Genomic DNA, 16,782 nt, shown 5'->3' with positions numbered 1-16,782 from the left:
CTTAATAATTAAGACCAGCATCTTTAAAGAGCTGGACGAGTGAATTACGCAAAAGCGGGTCATGAGCGTAAATGTATGTACCATACACGCCCCGCTTAAAAAGGACGTTAAGAGAATTCATAATCATCCGTTCCTCAAGAGCTTTAATTTCTTGTGGATCTGTTAGATCATCACGTTTCTTAAATGCTTCTGAATCCGTATATTTGTCGAGATTAATTTGCAGCTTTTTAGTTCCAGGAATTTGACTAATTGGTGGGCCGATGATAATTCCTGTATAGTTCAAGTCAAATCCCTGACAGGTATAAATTGAGCCAACTTCATTGATTGTTTGGGGGAGTTCAGCCCAAGGAGTAACCGTATAGTTATATTGATCCCAGGGTAACCTGAATTGTCCTTCTTTAATGTAGTGCTTACCACCATCAAGAGTCGAGGGGTATCCAGAAGTCGATAAAATTCGTGAAAGACCAACTTCATCATTTCGCTTAACAATTGCTTGGCGCATTTTTTCCGCATCGTCATAAATTCGAAAATCATAGTTCTGACGACTATCTTGGGGAATTGCCGCAAGTTCATATTGATCTGTAAAGTGATTAAACCAGTCGATTAATTGATCACTAGCGGTCATCCTGAATTGGTGACGGAGATGGTACTCCTTATGGGGGTATTGGTGGGTGATCTTTTCTAGCCGTTCAGGAGTCCACAAGCTCTTCATCCTTAGAACCTGATATTGATCGAAAACTAGAACAACGACTTTCGCCCGTTTTATAATCTCAACTAACTGATTATCGTGGTAAAAATTATTATAGTGATCGGCTTTCGATAATAAAAGGTGGGCCTCATCAATTACGGCAATATCAATATTTTGCTGGTTCTTATCTAACTGGTTAATTAGTGAAGTAGGACGAGTGAAATCTTTTTTATAAAGCCCCTTAATTGAACCGGCAATCTCACGATAAACTTTTAGGATTTCTGGATGGTTAACCAGGAAATAGTTTTTAGTTTTAAAAAATGGTGATGCCGGATCCTGACGAGCTGATTGCTGAAATCGTTCGAAGAGGTTTGACAAAACAACACTTTTTCCCGTTCCAGCGTCACCATAAACTGTATAGATCGCAGGAAAGTTGTTTTTTAAATGCTTTGCTGCAAATTCAGTAATGGAATCAACCAAGTTTTCCTGTTCGGTCGTTAAGGTTTTAAATGGCGATAATTTTTCGGTAGCTTTATTGGTAAGCTGATTCAACACACTCATCCCTCTTTTAATAATCATGCCTAATTTTAAATGAGGAAGCGGTATTCGTCAATTTTAGTAACGATGAATTTCTGTAGTGAACTTTAAAAAGTGTTAAAATAAAATAAATGTTTTAAATTATCTTTACAATAAAATATAAAGTATCTAAATAAGCAATAAATAATTAGAAAGGGTGGCACAGATGAATCGACATCCAGATTATCTTCTAAACCGGGTTAATGAACCGGCTGATATTAAATCAATGTCTCTTGAACAACTAAAGCAATTAGCAACCGAAATGCGTCAGCTAGTTCTTGAACGGGATGCAGCAATTGGGGGACATGTTGGTCCAAACCTTGGAATTATGGAAACAACGATTGCATACCATTACGTTTTTAATTCTCCTCATGACAAGGTTGTTTGGGATGTTTCCCACCAATGTTATCCGCATAAAATGTTAACCGGTAGAAAGATTGGGTTTCTGGATCCGGATCATTATGAGGATATTTCTGGCTATACTTCCCCTGAAGAAAGTGTTCATGACTTTTTTGAAATTGGCCATACTTCAACATCCGTTTCGTTGGCAGTTGGTCTAGCACAAGCATGTGACTTAATGCATCCTGATTCCACTGATAATATTGTTGCCGTAATTGGTGATGGTTCACTAAGCGGTGGTTTAGCCTTTGAAGGATTGAACAATGCTGCTAAGCTTCATTCTAATTTGATTATTGTTGTTAATGATAACCAAATGGCAATTGATAAGGATCAGGGCGGCCTTTACCAAGGATTGAAGGAACTGCGTGATACTAATGGTAAGGCAGAGAATAACATTTTTAAATTCATGGGCTTAGACTATAAGTATGTGGCTGACGGTAATGATCTTCAAACAATGATCGATGCTTTTAAAGAAGTTAAAGATATTGATCACCCGATTGTCCTTCATGTTAATACCTTAAAGGGGAAGGGATATCAGCCAGCCGTTGAGGATAAAATGGCTTGGCACTGGCAGCCACCATTTGATATTAAGACTGGTGAGGTTAAGAAACACGAAAATACCGAAAGCTATAGTGATGCAATCTTAACTGAGTTAGGGCACCAAATTGATGCTGGGGTACCGGTAGCTGCCTTAAATGCAGCTATTCCCGGTGTCTTTGACCTCAAAAAGTTCCAGGCTAAGTATCCTGATCACTATTTTGATGTGGGAATTGCTGAACAAGACTCCATTACTACCGCAGTCGCTATGGCAACTGCTGGTGCACGTCCGGTTGTCTTTCAAAATAGTACGTTCCTTCAACGGGCATATGATCAATTGATCCATGATATGGCCCTTAACGATGCACCGGTAGTAATGATTGTTAGGGGTGGAACGATTGCCACTAATTCTGCTACTCACCAAGGAACGTTTGATATTTCAATGATCTCTAACTTACCAAACATTGAATATCTTGCCCCAACAAATGTTGAAGAACTACTCTCAATGTTGAAATGGGCTCTTAGCCAAACTGAACAACCAGTGATAATTCGGGAACCTGAAAAGAAGCTGCTTCACGGAAAAGTTAGTCAAGATGATTACAGCGTTATTCATTATGACGTTGCCCATGAAGGTAGTGAAGTCGCTATTATGGCTGTTGGTGATTTTTGGCAATTAGGGCTTGATGTCTGTGATCAACTACAAAAGAAGTTAAATATTAACGCAACGTTAATTAATCCAAAGTCCTTAACTGGAATTGACCAAAACTACCTGCACCATCTTTCAGAAAACCATGATGTTGTTGTTACTTTGGAAGATGGCAACGTTAGCGGGGGCTTTGGTGAAACCATTTCCCGTTATTATGGACCAAAAGCAATGAAAGTTTTGAATTTCGGTGCTCCTCGTGAATTTGCCGATAATGTTCCGCTAGAAGTCCTTTATGAGTGGTATCACTTAAAACCGGAACAGATTGTTGATGACATTGAAGAGGTTATTCACGCCCTTTAAAATTAAATTTTTTCGTGAAAAAAGAGATTCCTTCCGTATTGGTATTATGTAAGCCAATTTGGGAGGAATTTTTTATGAGTAATAAGAAATCAATTATTAAACAATGTGTTGGGATCACTTCCGCAACTGTTCTAATGACAATGGCCGTTTCGGTTAATACTGGTCACAGTGCAAGTCAGAAGCCGGGGCAGGTAACTAGTAGCCAGCAATTAGACAACCGGGATGAGGTTCGTCAAATTACACGGACGATAAAAATTAATGATCCATACAAGGGGATGCAGACAGTTAAGCAGACGGTCACTTTTAAAAAGATTGCTAATAGCTGGCAACCGCAAACACTTAGTATTTGGCCATCATTCTTTACGCCAAACTATGATGACTTTGAACCGAATGTCTTGCAGGTGCGAGCACAACTGGTGTCAGCCAGTGATTCTGATCAAACCATTTCAATAACCTACCATCAATGTAAGATCGCAGATCGGGAACGGTTAGTTGAAGTTCGACCGTCATTTTATTGCTATGATGAAAATCTTAATTTTACGGGGAAGGCGTTGAATAGTAGGACACTTAAAGTTGGTCAATGGTATGCTGTTCCTCCTGCACCAAAAGGATTTGAATATTGTTGTCCAGAATCATTACCAAAAAGACTTAAGTTATACCAGAGCAGACAGGATCCATTCGTAATGTTAATTCGGCCGTTGCAAAAGCCTAACGAGCAACCGGTAGGAAAGAAAGATGATCAAGAATCGTCAAACAAAGAGCAACTAATTAACCACCCGGAAGAAAAAACGTTGGTAACCGCTGGAAGTCAAACAGAATTAGTGCCTAGTAACGATGATGAAACGCAAACAACTGTAATTCAACGACAAGATCAGGAACAACAAACAACTCCTCCAAGTAGTAAGGATGAAGAGATTCAAAGCAAACAAGCTGAACGGAATGCTGAAACCCAAACTGATAACCATGAAACTAGTACCAATGATACTCAAACTGAGGATGTCAACGTTGAACAGCAAGGAAGTCAAACTGATGAATCACAAAAGAGTGACCATGCTACTCAGACAGATTTATTGGAAGAGGAACAACCAAACCAAAACGGAATTAAGGAACCTGCTGCTCCAGTGTCACATGATGCTTTGATGGGAGATAGATCTTCAGCGAACCCTGCTCAACAGGCAAGCAAAAATAGTGCTAATAAAATATCTAAAGTAAACCAGACAGAAGCAGCTCTAACATCCTCAAAAGAGCGAGCGGTGCAAACGGTAAAAACTAAAACGAAGAATGATAACCAGCAAGTAGTAGGATCAACGCAAAATGATTCTCAGGTAGTTCAAGATCAGCGCTCTAACAATGAAGAAACATCAATAGAAGATCCGGATATTCAAAAAATTCTTGATCGAGATTCAGCTTCCTTAAAAGAACTAAGTAGTAGCAAGAATAAGGATAATCGGAATAGCACAAAACTGCCACAAACTGGGAATCAGACAGATAATCGAACAACGTTTGTTGGCTTAGTAATCACTGGACTAGTTACCATTATTACAATGCTTTTCTGGAAGCAACGAAAGAAAGAATAAGAAAATATAAAAAAAGACTTGCATTTTTAATTTTCTAATAGTATTCTAATGACATTGAAAGAAATGAATTGGAGGAATTAATCATGTCAAGTCGAAAAGCAATTATTCAACGTCTAACCTCCACCTCAACCACAACAACAACTATCGTGGTTGAGTACCTTTAATATTTAATAAATTCTGTAAGTTAACAGCTATCCAGAAGTTACTCAACCGCCTATCAAATGATTTGAACCTGGTTGAGGGGGACTTTTTGGGTAGCTTTTTTAGTTGAAGGAAATGAGGAGTTAGACATGAGTGAAAATAAAGCAAAACTAAATCGGACGATGACGCCTGGACAGATGGAAATGATTGCGATTGGTGGAACAATCGGTAGTGGTCTTTTTATGGGGGCTACTTCCACTATTAAGTGGACTGGTCCTTCTGTTCTGCTAGCATATGCCTTTGTCGGCTTAGTTCTCTATGGTGTTATGCGAGCTCTTGGAGAATTAATTTATATTAGTCCGGGAACTGGTTCCTTTGCGGATTATGGTTCGAAATATATTCATCCAGTTGCTGGGTATTTAACGAAGTGGAGTAACGTCTTCCAATTTATCATCGTTGGGATTTCCGATATTATCGCAATGAGTCAATATCTAAATTATTGGTGGCCGAACCTCCCAGACTGGATTTCTGGATTAATAATGATTATTATCTTGACCTTAGCAAACTTAGCATCAGCAAAAGCATATGGCCGACTGGAGTTCTGGTTTGCAATGATTAAGGTTGTCACGATTATTGCGATGATTATTCTTGGATTATTGGTTATTGTTCTGGGGTTAGGTAACAACTGGCACCCAGTTGGGATTTCTAATCTGTGGTCTCATGGCGGGTTCTTTACGGGTGGCTTTATGGGCTTCATGTTCTCGCTATCCGTGATTGCTGGTTCTTACCAGGGAATTGAGTTATTGGGGATCACTGCTGGTGAAGCTGAATCACCACGTCATGCGATTGTAAAATCGGTTAAGTCAGTTATCTGGCGGATCTTAATCTTCTATATCGGTGCTATTTTCGTAATTGTTTCTATTTACCCATGGAATGAATTAAAGTCAGTTGGTTCGCCATTCGTTGAAACCTTCACGAAGGTTGGAATTACTGGGGCAGCCGGAATCATTAACTTTGTTGTGTTGACGGCAGCTCTTTCTGGAGCTAACTCCGGGATTTACAGTGCTAGTCGGATGCTGTTCAAGCTTTCTGTTGATGGAGAAGTACCAAAGTTCTTTAGTAAGCTTTCTAAGCGGGTTGTTCCTAATGTCGCAATCCTCACGATTTCTTTCTGGATTTTCCTTGGCTTTGTAATTAATGAATTAATGTCGATCTTTAGTTCTGCTGCTCAAAACATTTTCGTTATTGTATATAGTTCTAGTGTTCTTCCAGGGATGGTACCATGGTTTATCATTCTCTTGTCAGAACTTCATTTCAGAAAAGAACACCCTGAACAGCTTAAAGATCACCCATTCAAGATGCCACTCTATCCAGCATATAACTACTTTAGTTTGATTGCCTTGACTGTGATCTTACTCTTCATGTTCTTCAACCCAGATACCCGGGTTTCAGTATCAGTTGGTGTTATTTTCCTGGTCATCATGAGTATTATTTACCGTATTCGTGTTCATGAAGGAAAAGAAAAGTAAACATATAACTAAAGCAGCTTTGTAAGTCCTGTTTGAAAGAACTTACAAAGCTGCTTTTTAATTTTGTTTCACTGCGCCAGTTGAATAATTAATGGTAATGTTTCTTTGGACATTTGGCACGAAGACATTATATTCTAAAGAGCCATCACTAGATTTAGCTTCGATGTGAGCACCTGCTGGAACAATATTATTACCGTCATAAATATTTGTAACCCGGTAACGAACTTGTTTATTCTGATCTAGTGCTTTCCTCACCAGACCTTCGTAGTAATTTTGTCCTGTTGAGTTCTTACTTCGTGCTTCATTTGCCCAGGCCGTTTGCGTGGCAATATTAGATGGATTTGACTCAGATGCATCAAATCCATGAATGCCACCGACTAGTGCATAGGCAAGAAGGTGGCCGCGATCGTATGCATGATTGTAACCACCCTTAAGATTATGAGCCTGCAGGAAGCCAGCTGGTCGCCAATCCGTAGCACCGTTCCCAGTAACCGTTCGATTTTTATATTGACGAGTTGTTCTGTTTAACCAGGCATCACCCTGCCAGGCCCTTCCTTGACGATCAAGATGATTTACAGCATAGGGAGCACTTGCAATCTTAGTATTAAGATTTGTTTGGTTATTATTGATAATAAATGCACCAGCCTTGTTCCAGGTAATTGACGAGCCAAGCTGTTGGCGAACAACCGGAGTTAAAACTGAACTAGCCTGTTCCTGAGTTGGTGGTAATGTTTTTTGATCGTTGTGGCTGGTTTTCTTCCAATAAGCAATTTTACTAATATGGTTTAATGAAGCGTTTGTTAGCGTAGGCTGCTGGATAGCTCCAGTAACTACTAATAAGCCAGCAAAAACAAATAAAAGATGATAGAGTCGTTTTCTAAATTTCATAAATTTACTCCATTTCCTATAATTTCAAATTCTATTTTACTAGTTTGAACATACGTTTGGAATAATTATTTAGAATTAATTTAGCGGTTCATTGTGGTTAATAAAATTGACACTTTCAACCGCTTTCATTAAAATTGAGGTAGTTATGATACACTTGTTTACTGAGAAGGGAGTCGTCAAAATGTATTATTCAAACGGGAATTATGAGGCTTTTGCTCGACCAAAGAAGCCTGCTGGCGTTGACAAGAAAAATGCGTACATTGTCGGTGGTGGCTTAGCTGGTTTATCGACGGCTGTATTTTTAATTCGTGATGCCCAAATGCCGGGTGAGAATATCCATATTTTAGAGGAATTACGAGTTGCCGGTGGTTCGCTTGACGGTGAAGATCGTCCTGGAATTGGTTTTGTTACTCGTGGGGGACGGGAAATGGAAAACCACTTCGAGTGCATGTGGGACATGTATCGTTCAATTCCATCACTTGAAATTTCGGGTGCTTCCTACCTTGATGAATACTACTGGTTAGATAAGGAAGACCCCAACAGTTCTAATTGCCGTTTAACCTATAATCGAGGAAATGAAGTGCCATCGGACGGTAAATATGGTTTAAGTAAAAAGGCAATCAAAGAGTTGACTAAGCTAATTATGACCCCTGAGGAAAAACTGGGAAGGGAGACTATTGGAGAATACTTCTCCGATGACTTCTTTGAAAGCAATTTCTGGATTTATTGGTCAACAATGTTCGCGTTTGAGCGGTGGCACTCCCTAGCTGAAATGCGTCGTTACATGATGCGGTTTATTCATCATATTGATGGCTTACCAGATTTCACCGCACTAAAATTTAATAAGTATAACCAATATGAATCAATGACGAAGCCGCTATTAGCCTACCTAAAAGATCATCATGTCAAGATTGAGTATGATACTCAGGTAAAGAATGTTATTGTCGATACTCAAGGTCACCAAAAGCATGCTAAGCGGATCTTATTAACTCAAGCCGGCAAAGATAAGGTTATTGAATTAACGGATAATGACCTTGTCTTTGTCACAAACGGTTCAATTACAGAAAGTTCTACTTACGGTAGTCACCATCAGGCAGCTCGACCAACGCAAGCTCTTGGTGGTAGTTGGAAACTATGGGAAAATTTAGCTCGGCAGTCAGCTGATTTTGGTCATCCTGATGTCTTTTGCAAGAATCTTCCGGGGAGAAGCTGGTTCATTTCCGCTACTGCAACTGTTAAGAATCCGCAAGTTGAACCATATATTGAACGGTTAACTAAACGAGATCTTCACGATGGCAAAGTTAATACCGGTGGGATTATTACGGTTACAGACTCTAATTGGATGCTTTCCTGGACAATTCACCGGCAACCACACTTCAAGAAGCAAAAGGAAAACGAAACCATTGTTTGGATTTACGGTCTGTATTCTAATACAAAGGGAAACTACATTAAGAAGCGGATCGTTGATTGTACCGGTGAGGAGATTACTAAGGAATGGCTATATCACCTAGGGGTTCCAGAGGCATTAATTGATGATTTGGCTAAGGAAAGTTCAATTAATACTGTTCCGGTATATATGCCATTTATCACTAGCTACTTTATGCCACGGGTTAAGGGTGATCGTCCAGACGTTGTGCCAGAGGGATCTGCTAACTTGGCATTTATTGGTAACTTTGCTGAATCCCCAAGTCGTGATACCGTATTTACCACGGAATATTCAGTACGGACCGCAATGGAAGCCGTCTACACCCTATTAGATGTTGACCGAGGTGTCCCAGAAGTCTTTAACTCCATTTATGATCTTCGGGAGTTAATGCGGGCAATGTATTACATGAACGATAAGAAACCGTTAAAGGACATGGATTTGCCAATTCCAAAGATTGTCGAAAAGCCGCTATTAAAGAAACTTCAAGGAACGTGGATTGGTGAATTAATGGAACAACAGCACTTACTATAAAGACAACCGTCCCCAATCAGTCTACTAGCTGGTTGGGGATGTTTTTTTTAATCTCTTTTTATTTCCAAGTTATAACTTATTCTTCCTCGTTGGAGAACTACTTGCAAAAAGCCATTAAATAGTCGAAAATAAAACTAATATATTTATTGATAGTAAAGGATTATGGTCATGACAGAAACTGCTGATATAAGAAAAATTCATATTGTTTTTGATGGTCAGGATACGCCACCGCTGAAGATCCACCAATTATTTGATTCACAAAAATATGATCAATTAATTGCGGTAACCGGGAAGATTACTGCTGACTTTATTAATAAGTACCTTAGTAATTTTATCAGTATTGATGTGGCATTAAGCTCTCGGTCAACTAGTGAACTAAGTGCTGATGAGATGGTAACAAAGGTTGCACTTACTAACGCTCTCCTTAGTTCAGCCAATAAAGAAGCTGCTAAACTCTTCTCAGCGTTAACTAGTGACAACCAAACGAATGTCTTGAATAATCTTTTTCGCGTATCAATTGCACCAACTCAAGTTATTCATTCTAAGTTTTACTTATTAAGCAATTCAACTACTCACGACACCCGGGTGATTCTTGGAAGTGTAGATTTAGACGAGGCTTCATTTGATGCTCACCGAAACCAATTTGAAGAAGTGTTGGTATTTGACAATGATGTTCGCTTATATCAAAACCTTGCTGATCACTTCAAGAAGGATTTTAAACCAGTATTGAAACCTTTCTTTACTACGAATTTAGTAAAAGCAGCTCAAAAGCAGGTTGAGGAAGGAAAAAAAGATCAGAATAGCGGTGAGCAGTCAGGCAAGGGACCGGTGATCCTTGATAATGAGACGACGGATAAGATCGCTGAAACAGATATGGTGGATCTATTGAAGCATGATCTTCAGCATGATATTGACCATAATCTTGTTCCTGAAATGATCACAAAGTCAATGCGTGATATTACCATGGATCGTTCCCAAACAAAGGAGAAAATTGCCAAGCAGGTCAAGCAACATGATACGATCTATACTTTGCAAAAAGAAGCGGTCTCTCCCCGGGCGGCTAAGCCAAAATTAAAAACGCGGGAAAAGATTACCAAGCAAGTTCAGGATGCCCTGGTCAGTGGAATGTCACCACAACAACGGGATGCCGAGAAAAAGTACACAACTTTTCTGTATGATCGACCAATGGAACGAAATATTGCAAATAATAATAGCGGCCTTTATGTTCCCAATGATACGGGAACCCACCCAATTCCATTTGGTAAAATCGCGACTATTTCTGAAATTCGTGACGGCTTAAAGAGTATTGACGCTGTTATGAAAGGTTACCAGCAGTTTGTCGTTGATTATGATGCTGATTACGGAAAACGGTTCTTTGAAGCAATTTTGTATAGCTTTACTGCACCATTTTTGTGGGAAATTCGTTCTAAGACTAGCCTGAACCCCGAAGACGGGAATGACGTTCCTAATTTTCTGATCTTAGGAGCAACGGCTGGTTCAGGAAAGTCAACCCTTCTCCGGATTATTAATCAGCTCACGTGGAATACTGATCGCTCGTTGATTGACTTTGGTACGATTTATCCGTCCCAAACTCCGCAAAAGAAGGCCAAAACTGTTGAGGCGATGGAACATTATATGAAACTCGGTAGTTCATATCCGGTTTTGTTAGATGAAATTGAACCGTACTTCTTCCAACAAGATCAATATAGTCGCCACCTGATCGTTGATATTATGAATGAGTTGGTAAACCATCCCCACCCAATTGCTCCATTAATCGGGACAACTAACTATGATTCAGGTTTTACGATGCTTCGGGAAACTGCTCGGCGTACTTACTACCTGCAAATTGATAAGGTCATTGATGAATCACAGAAAGGGGCAGCTAACCAATATATCTTTAATGTGCGAAAGACGTTGAATAATACTCTTTTTAAGGATTTTGTAATGCGGATGGCTAACCTTCTTGAAGATGACGAAACACCATGGCGGGACTTCAATTCTGCTACAGGGCGACTCGATTTTCTTGCAATGACTCGGCAGCTATTTAAGAACTATTATGAAATGGCTAATCTTCCATCACCCGATTATTTCTCCGAGACAATCTGTGATGACTTTAAGGAAAGCTCGCGAAACCGGTGGGCGAAGCTTTACCTAACTCAACAAGATGATTTTCAGTATCGTCAGGGGGATGACAGTTTACTATTCGATATTTCAAAGCTGAACACCTTTAACGGCTTTACAGCAGATAGTATCGAAAAATACCGGAACGCTTTGCCAATTGAGCTTTGTGTGGATGGAATTAACGGTAAACGGGGGAAGTTTGTTGAAATCAAGGCGCCAGAATTCTTCCGGTGGATTGGTGAGCATAATCCCTATGAAGAAAAGAATGCAGTTCCGAATAATGATGAACAGTCAATTTCTCCAGTTGAAGAAGAAAAGCCAAAGAAGAAAGGCTTCTGGGCCCGGCTATTTGGTTAAGACGAACCGAGATGATAAGTAATGAAACGATTATTAAAAGGTTTTACCGCCGCTATTAGTATTCTATTAATCCTGATGCTAATCATTCAATTTATTATCCTATTGCCACTACCTAACCATTCGTTAAAACCTAGCGACTACCGTTCAAGTATTCATTACGATCAAACACCAACAGTAATGATCCCTGGTTGGGGCGGTAACACAACTACCTATCGTCGAATGACCCATTATTTTGAAAGTCATCATTATGCGCAAAAGGTAATGACCGTATGGGTGTCACCAACAGGAACGGTTAAAACTAGTGGAAACTATCATCGACAGAAGAATGCTCTTATTCAAATACTTTATAATTGGAACTATAATGCCTCTTACCACCCCCAGGTTCACCAATTAACCAAGGCGCTGCAATTACTTCATGATCGTTACCACATTAAACGAATAAATGTAATTGCCCATTCTTATGGTGGGACCGAGTTTATTCATGCTTACATGAGTTCTAAAAAGCTCCAAAGAACCATTCAACTTCATAAAGTAGTTTTCCTGGGTGTCCCGGTTGAAGAAAGTTTTGGTGTTAAGGTAAAATTTGTTCCTAATTTAAACCGTAAATCAAAGGATCGTAATTTTCGCCAGTTAGAACAGCAAATGAGAAGTTGGCACCCTAACTCTTCTCCAATTAAGTTCTTTAATATCATGGGAGGCAAGGACGAATCAGTTCCACGGGTTCAGTCAGAAATGCTTCAAACACTTGTTAGAATTCATCCAGAAATTCAATACCGACAAGTAGTAGTTCCAAAAACTAATCATTTTCAGCTTCATGATCGAATAACAATTATCCAGCGAGTTGCCCATATTCTATGGGATAAGAACTAGATTTAAGGAAGTGGCTTAATGAAAAAAGAACATGGTCAAGTAACTGGTATTATCTGGCGTGGTCCAGAGGATTTGACAGTTTATCAGTTAGTTAAGCAATATGCGGAAAAACGATCGGTGACCGTTTCTGCAGCAGCTAAAGAATTAGTAAGGATCGGTCTTAAAGACGTCATGACAAAATAAAAACAGGGCATTGTTATTTCCTCCCTCTTAATCAAAGGGCAGAATGACAATGCTCCGTTTTTATTTTTACTTATTTTTTAGGTAAAATGCTAAGCATATTAATAGCAATAAGACAATAATTGCTAAACGCGGGTTTAATTTAAATAGTTCATGCATTGCATGGACTTCACCGATACCAACAGGTAATGAAGGTAACAATAAGACCAACTCCTTACAGTTAATAGGTAGTTGGTCTTATTATCAGCATTTTGCTAAAAAATTGCAACCGATCGCTAATTAATATCTTGTGTTTTTTTAGCGCGGCTTTGGAGTCTGAAAGAAAGGATTAAGGCAATCACGACCAAGACAAGCGTAAAGTAAATCCCATAGTGGAACCCATTAGTAAATTTAATAGCTGCAGTACCATTAATGTTCTTTTGACCAAGTTCGAGGAAACTAGTCGCAAATGCAGTTGCTAATGCACCAACAATTTGCTGAAGAGTATTGAGAATTGTACTTCCGTCTGCAGATTCAAGACCATTAAGGGAGTTTAGCGAACTAGTCTGTGCAGGAGCCATTGCTAACGGACAACCGATCATTAAGATCACATGAGCCGCAATGATATAGCCAACTGATGAATGTTCTGAAGTACATGCAAACATAATGATTCCGATTAGCGCAATAACCAAGCCAATCATTACTGGTCTCTTAGCACCAATATTATCGTAAAGGCGTCCCGCTAGTGCAGATGTAATGGCATTGATTACTCCTCCGGGAAGCATAATTATACCAGTAAGAGCAACTGGAATTAACAAACCATTTTGCAGGTAGTTTGGTAATAAGTACATTGCGGAAAGGATGATCCCAAAATCAAGCATCACTAATAGAGCTCCCGTTCTAAAGGCAGGAATCTTAAATAACCTTAAATTAAGGATTGGTTCTGTTAAGTGAAGTTGGCGGTGAACATAAAATCCTAAAACAATTACCCCAACTACTAATGCCAAGAGGACGGGAACTGATAACCAACCATCACGGCTAGAGAGACTAGCACCAATGACTAATCCAGAAAAACCAACTGCAGATTCAATAATTGAAAGCCAGTCGACCCGCGGCTTAGTAATGTTATTAACATTATCCAATGAGGTGATCGCAAAAATTAGTGCTAGGGCTAAGAACGGGATAAATAACCAGAAAATCCAGCGCCAGGAAAGCTTTGCAAGAATTAGTCCGGTAAGTGTTGGTCCAATTGCCGGGGCGAACATAATCACTAGTGCACAGATTCCTAATACGGCACCAAGCTTTTGGGGTGGAAAGATTTGCATTGCTACGGCGAACATTAGCGGGAGGATTAACCCGGTTCCAATTCCTTGTACCATTCGACCAATTAACACACCTGGGAAACTACCTGCACAAGCAGAAATGACTGCCCCGACAATAAAGCTCGTTAAGCCAAAAATAATGACCTGACGAGTAGTAAACCATTTTGAAATTATGCTTGATAGGGGAAGAATAATTCCAATAACAAGCATATATCCGGTAACTAACCATTGAATCATTGCCATATTTACATGTAAGGACAACATTAGCCTGGGGAGTGCGATATTAAGCGAGGTCTCACTTAGCATTCCTACAAAAGCCCCTAATAACATCGCTACCATTGCTAGTTTAGGATGCGGAAGATGCTTTCGAGCAGTATTGTTTTGAGTATTATTCATTATATTTCTTCACTCCTTTACTCAACGATTGATTAGTCTACCAGATTTAAAATTTTTTCGTAAGCACTTTTTTCATTCGTATGCTAAAATATGATCTGACTGTTTTAATTAGAGGAGGAAATTTCGTGGGTCAAAAGACAAAGACTGTTTACTTCTGTGCCGGTTGGTTTACAGATAATCAAAATAAGGCTTATAAGGATGCAATGGCAGCAATTAAGGAAAATCCAACGGTTGATGTAGAAAATTCATATGTTCCACTAGAACACCAATATAAAGGACTTCGGGTTGATGAACACCCCGAGCTGCTAGAAGATCGTGAATGGGCAACAGCCACTTATAATGGTGACCGAGTTGGTGTTTCAACTAGTGACTTATTATTAGCTGTTTATATCCCTAAGGAAGAAGATGTCGGAATGGGCGTCGAACTAGGGATGGCCTCCGCACTTGGTAAGCACATTCTGGTTGTTATTCCGGATGAGGATTGGGGGAAACCAATTAACTTGATGAGTTGGGGAATCGCTGATCAATTTATCAGAATATCTGAATTAGCGTCTTTTGATTTTAATAAACCGGCCTTTAACTTCTACGATGGGGCTGTCTACTAATTTAATGAACAAGGACAAAAAAGCAGTACCGCTATATAAAATTAGTGAGGTACTGTTTTTTTGATCTGTAAGTTTACATAATATATTTTCAATTGTTAATTCAAAAATTGATTCTCAATTTCATAAAGTAAACCATCATGATTGTTATCTCGCTGAGTAATCTGGTCAGCAACCCGTTTTAAATCAGGGGTAGCATTTTTCATTGCAAAGCCGATGCCACTTTCTTGGATCATTTCTAGATCATTACTAGTATCACCAAATGCAATCACATCATCAAGACTTCTATTAGGGAAATGACGAATTAGTTCTTTTAGCCCGGCTGCCTTGTTCACCCCATATGGTAAAATGTCGATTCCGTAAGCACCACTATAAGTAGCTTGTACCTTTTTAGGGAAAGCGTTATTAATGGATTGGATCACCTTTTCAATTAATGGCAATTGTGGACGACGCTTAAACCAATTCAAGTTGACGTTATATACTGGTTCATTAACCTGTTTAAGTGACGAAAAGTATTGGTGATGAGGGTAGAATAGGACGGGAACATCCTTGAATCTTTTGCCAATAAAGGTATTTGAAGCTCCTGAAAGCGAAAAAAGATCTGGGTGATAATCTTGTTGAATAAGAAACTCAATTAAATCTTTTAATAGTGGTCGTGAATGAACATGACTAATTACATCTTGTTTATTAATGACTATCCGGCCACCATTTTCGGCAACAAATGTATCTACTGGGCATCCGCGGAAAATTGATTGAACAGCATCATAACTATTCCCGGTTGCAACGATTAAAAGGATTCCCTTATTGAGGAGCTCCTGATAGTCATGATTGAAGCGTTGACGATCAAAATAATCATTGTCATCGTATAATGTTCCATCAATATCAATCGCAATAAATTTTCGTGGTAGCATAGTGTTCTCCCTTTTATTAGAAATAAAATTCTCTAATTTACTAATTACTACTTACTATTTTACTAGAAAAGGATTAAAATAAATTACGTAAGGCGCCCTTAGTGTAATGGATAGCACATGAGATTTCGGTCCTCATGATCCGAGTTCGACTCTCGGGGGGCGCATTTTTAATTACGGTAATCTACACTTGACTTTCAGTCAGGTGTTTTTTTATTATAAGCACTTTTCTCGACATTAATCTATTAAGTATGGTTACTTATAAGTATAAAGCAGTTATGACTTTAAGGAGACGAAATCTCATGAATCAAGAGCAGAAAAAAGAAGCATTAGCTAAATTAACGCCAACACAATACGCGGTTACACAAGAAGCAGCAACGGAGCGACCTTTTACGGGAAAGTATGATCATTTTGATCAGCCCGGAATTTATGTAGATGTTGTCAGCGGTGAACCTTTGTTTTCTTCTTTAGATAAATATGACGCTGGATGTGGCTGGCCATCTTTTACCCAGCCGATTAAGCGTCGAGCAGTTAAAGAAAAACGTGATCAATCTTTGGGCATGGAAAGAACTGAAGTCCGCAGTAAAGATAGCGATTCTCATTTGGGACATGTTTTTACTGATGGTCCACAAGAGCGTGGTGGTTTACGGTATTGCATCAATTCTGCTGCATTACGGTTTATCCCGGTTGACCAATTAGTTGCTCAAGGATATGGTGAATATCAATCACTTTTCAAATAAAATCTATTA

Annotated in this window: 13 protein-coding genes and 1 tRNA gene; 10 read left to right on the top strand and 4 right to left on the bottom strand. The window is 39.2% G+C overall.

Annotation, left to right across the window (positions count from 1 at the left end; genetic code table 11):
* Position 1 precedes the first annotated feature (1 nt).
* Positions 2-1,249 carry a DUF2075 domain-containing protein gene (locus tag MR181_RS05515; RefSeq protein ID WP_369807487.1) on the bottom strand — a complete coding sequence of 416 codons (1,248 nt, stop codon included), beginning with the start codon at positions 1,247-1,249 and terminating at the stop codon, positions 2-4.
* A gap of 181 nt (positions 1,250-1,430) precedes the next feature.
* Here MR181_RS05515 and MR181_RS05510 point away from each other — a divergent pair, with 181 nt between their 5' ends.
* The 3 genes from MR181_RS05510 (at position 1,431) to MR181_RS05500 (ending at position 6,453) form a co-directional block, all read left to right on the top strand.
* A complete protein-coding gene (locus tag MR181_RS05510; protein ID WP_242335840.1) occupies positions 1,431-3,206 on the top strand; it encodes a 1-deoxy-D-xylulose-5-phosphate synthase in 1,776 nt (591 codons plus the stop codon).
* Between the two features lie 74 nt (positions 3,207-3,280).
* Entirely contained in the window at positions 3,281-4,783 is a 1,503-nt protein-coding gene (locus tag MR181_RS05505) for an LPXTG cell wall anchor domain-containing protein (RefSeq protein WP_242335837.1), read from the top strand.
* A gap of 290 nt (positions 4,784-5,073) precedes the next feature.
* Positions 5,074-6,453, top strand: a complete 1,380-nt coding sequence (locus MR181_RS05500) for an amino acid permease (protein WP_242335834.1) — start codon at positions 5,074-5,076, stop codon at positions 6,451-6,453.
* 57 nt (positions 6,454-6,510) lie between these two features.
* Here the strand turns inward: MR181_RS05500 and MR181_RS05495 are convergent, their stop codons facing one another.
* Positions 6,511-7,341: a DNA/RNA non-specific endonuclease gene (locus tag MR181_RS05495; protein WP_242335831.1), complete on the bottom strand. Its 831-nt coding sequence runs from the start codon at positions 7,339-7,341 to the stop codon at positions 6,511-6,513.
* 181 nt (positions 7,342-7,522) lie between these two features.
* Between MR181_RS05495 and MR181_RS05490 the strand changes: the two genes are divergently transcribed.
* The 4 genes from MR181_RS05490 (at position 7,523) to MR181_RS05475 (ending at position 12,829) form a co-directional block, all read left to right on the top strand.
* Positions 7,523-9,298 (top strand): oleate hydratase, encoded by a 1,776-nt coding sequence (locus MR181_RS05490; RefSeq protein WP_242335827.1) that lies wholly within the window; start codon positions 7,523-7,525, stop codon positions 9,296-9,298.
* A 162-nt stretch (positions 9,299-9,460) separates the two neighbouring features.
* A complete protein-coding gene (locus MR181_RS05485; RefSeq protein WP_369807488.1) occupies positions 9,461-11,776 on the top strand; it encodes an ATP-binding protein in 2,316 nt (771 codons plus the stop codon).
* Positions 11,777-11,797: 21 nt separating this feature from the next.
* A complete protein-coding gene (locus MR181_RS05480; RefSeq protein WP_242335820.1) occupies positions 11,798-12,646 on the top strand; it encodes an alpha/beta hydrolase in 849 nt (282 codons plus the stop codon).
* An 18-nt stretch (positions 12,647-12,664) separates the two neighbouring features.
* Entirely contained in the window at positions 12,665-12,829 is a 165-nt protein-coding gene (locus MR181_RS05475; protein WP_242335818.1) for a hypothetical protein, read from the top strand.
* A gap of 272 nt (positions 12,830-13,101) precedes the next feature.
* Here the strand turns inward: MR181_RS05475 and MR181_RS05470 are convergent, their stop codons facing one another.
* Entirely contained in the window at positions 13,102-14,523 is a 1,422-nt protein-coding gene (locus MR181_RS05470) for a DHA2 family efflux MFS transporter permease subunit (RefSeq protein ID WP_242335815.1), read from the bottom strand.
* A gap of 80 nt (positions 14,524-14,603) precedes the next feature.
* Between MR181_RS05470 and MR181_RS05465 the strand changes: the two genes are divergently transcribed.
* Positions 14,604-15,128, top strand: a complete 525-nt coding sequence (locus MR181_RS05465) for a nucleoside 2-deoxyribosyltransferase (protein ID WP_242335812.1) — start codon at positions 14,604-14,606, stop codon at positions 15,126-15,128.
* 95 nt (positions 15,129-15,223) lie between these two features.
* On the opposite strand, the gene MR181_RS05460 is transcribed toward MR181_RS05465, so the two are convergent.
* Entirely contained in the window at positions 15,224-16,036 is an 813-nt protein-coding gene (locus MR181_RS05460; RefSeq protein ID WP_242335808.1) for an HAD family hydrolase, read from the bottom strand.
* 92 nt (positions 16,037-16,128) lie between these two features.
* Here MR181_RS05460 and MR181_RS05455 point away from each other — a divergent pair.
* Both MR181_RS05455 and msrB read left to right on the top strand, forming a co-directional pair.
* Positions 16,129-16,200: transfer RNA gene (locus tag MR181_RS05455), tRNA-Arg, on the top strand.
* A 135-nt stretch (positions 16,201-16,335) separates the two neighbouring features.
* Positions 16,336-16,773, top strand: a complete 438-nt coding sequence (gene msrB, locus MR181_RS05450) for a peptide-methionine (R)-S-oxide reductase MsrB (RefSeq protein WP_242335805.1) — start codon at positions 16,336-16,338, stop codon at positions 16,771-16,773.
* Positions 16,774-16,782: the final 9 nt, after the last annotated feature.

This window comes from Limosilactobacillus urinaemulieris, from assembly GCF_932750685.1.
GTDB classification, from domain to species: domain Bacteria; phylum Bacillota; class Bacilli; order Lactobacillales; family Lactobacillaceae; genus Limosilactobacillus; species Limosilactobacillus urinaemulieris.
The sequence above is the reverse complement of the archived record's forward strand: the minus strand, read 5'-3'. Positions and strand labels throughout refer to the sequence as shown.

Excerpts from the sequence above, each read along its gene's own strand:
- MR181_RS05470 (WP_242335815.1), bottom strand. The coding sequence starts at position 14,523 with ATGAATAATACTCAAAACAATACTGCTCGAAAGCATCTTCCGCATCCT.
- MR181_RS05485 (WP_369807488.1), top strand. The coding sequence starts at position 9,461 with ATGGTCATGACAGAAACTGCTGATATAAGAAAAATTCATATTGTTTTT.
- MR181_RS05495 (WP_242335831.1), bottom strand. The coding sequence starts at position 7,341 with ATGAAATTTAGAAAACGACTCTATCATCTTTTATTTGTTTTTGCTGGC.
- MR181_RS05480 (WP_242335820.1), top strand. The coding sequence starts at position 11,798 with ATGAAACGATTATTAAAAGGTTTTACCGCCGCTATTAGTATTCTATTA.
- MR181_RS05490 (WP_242335827.1), top strand. The coding sequence starts at position 7,523 with ATGTATTATTCAAACGGGAATTATGAGGCTTTTGCTCGACCAAAGAAG.
- MR181_RS05515 (WP_369807487.1), bottom strand. The coding sequence starts at position 1,249 with ATGAGTGTGTTGAATCAGCTTACCAATAAAGCTACCGAAAAATTATCG.
- msrB (WP_242335805.1), top strand. The coding sequence starts at position 16,336 with ATGAATCAAGAGCAGAAAAAAGAAGCATTAGCTAAATTAACGCCAACA.
- MR181_RS05465 (WP_242335812.1), top strand. The coding sequence starts at position 14,604 with ATGCTAAAATATGATCTGACTGTTTTAATTAGAGGAGGAAATTTCGTG.
- MR181_RS05505 (WP_242335837.1), top strand. The coding sequence starts at position 3,281 with ATGAGTAATAAGAAATCAATTATTAAACAATGTGTTGGGATCACTTCC.
- MR181_RS05460 (WP_242335808.1), bottom strand. The coding sequence starts at position 16,036 with ATGCTACCACGAAAATTTATTGCGATTGATATTGATGGAACATTATAC.
- MR181_RS05510 (WP_242335840.1), top strand. The coding sequence starts at position 1,431 with ATGAATCGACATCCAGATTATCTTCTAAACCGGGTTAATGAACCGGCT.
- MR181_RS05475 (WP_242335818.1), top strand. The coding sequence starts at position 12,665 with ATGAAAAAAGAACATGGTCAAGTAACTGGTATTATCTGGCGTGGTCCA.
- MR181_RS05500 (WP_242335834.1), top strand. The coding sequence starts at position 5,074 with ATGAGTGAAAATAAAGCAAAACTAAATCGGACGATGACGCCTGGACAG.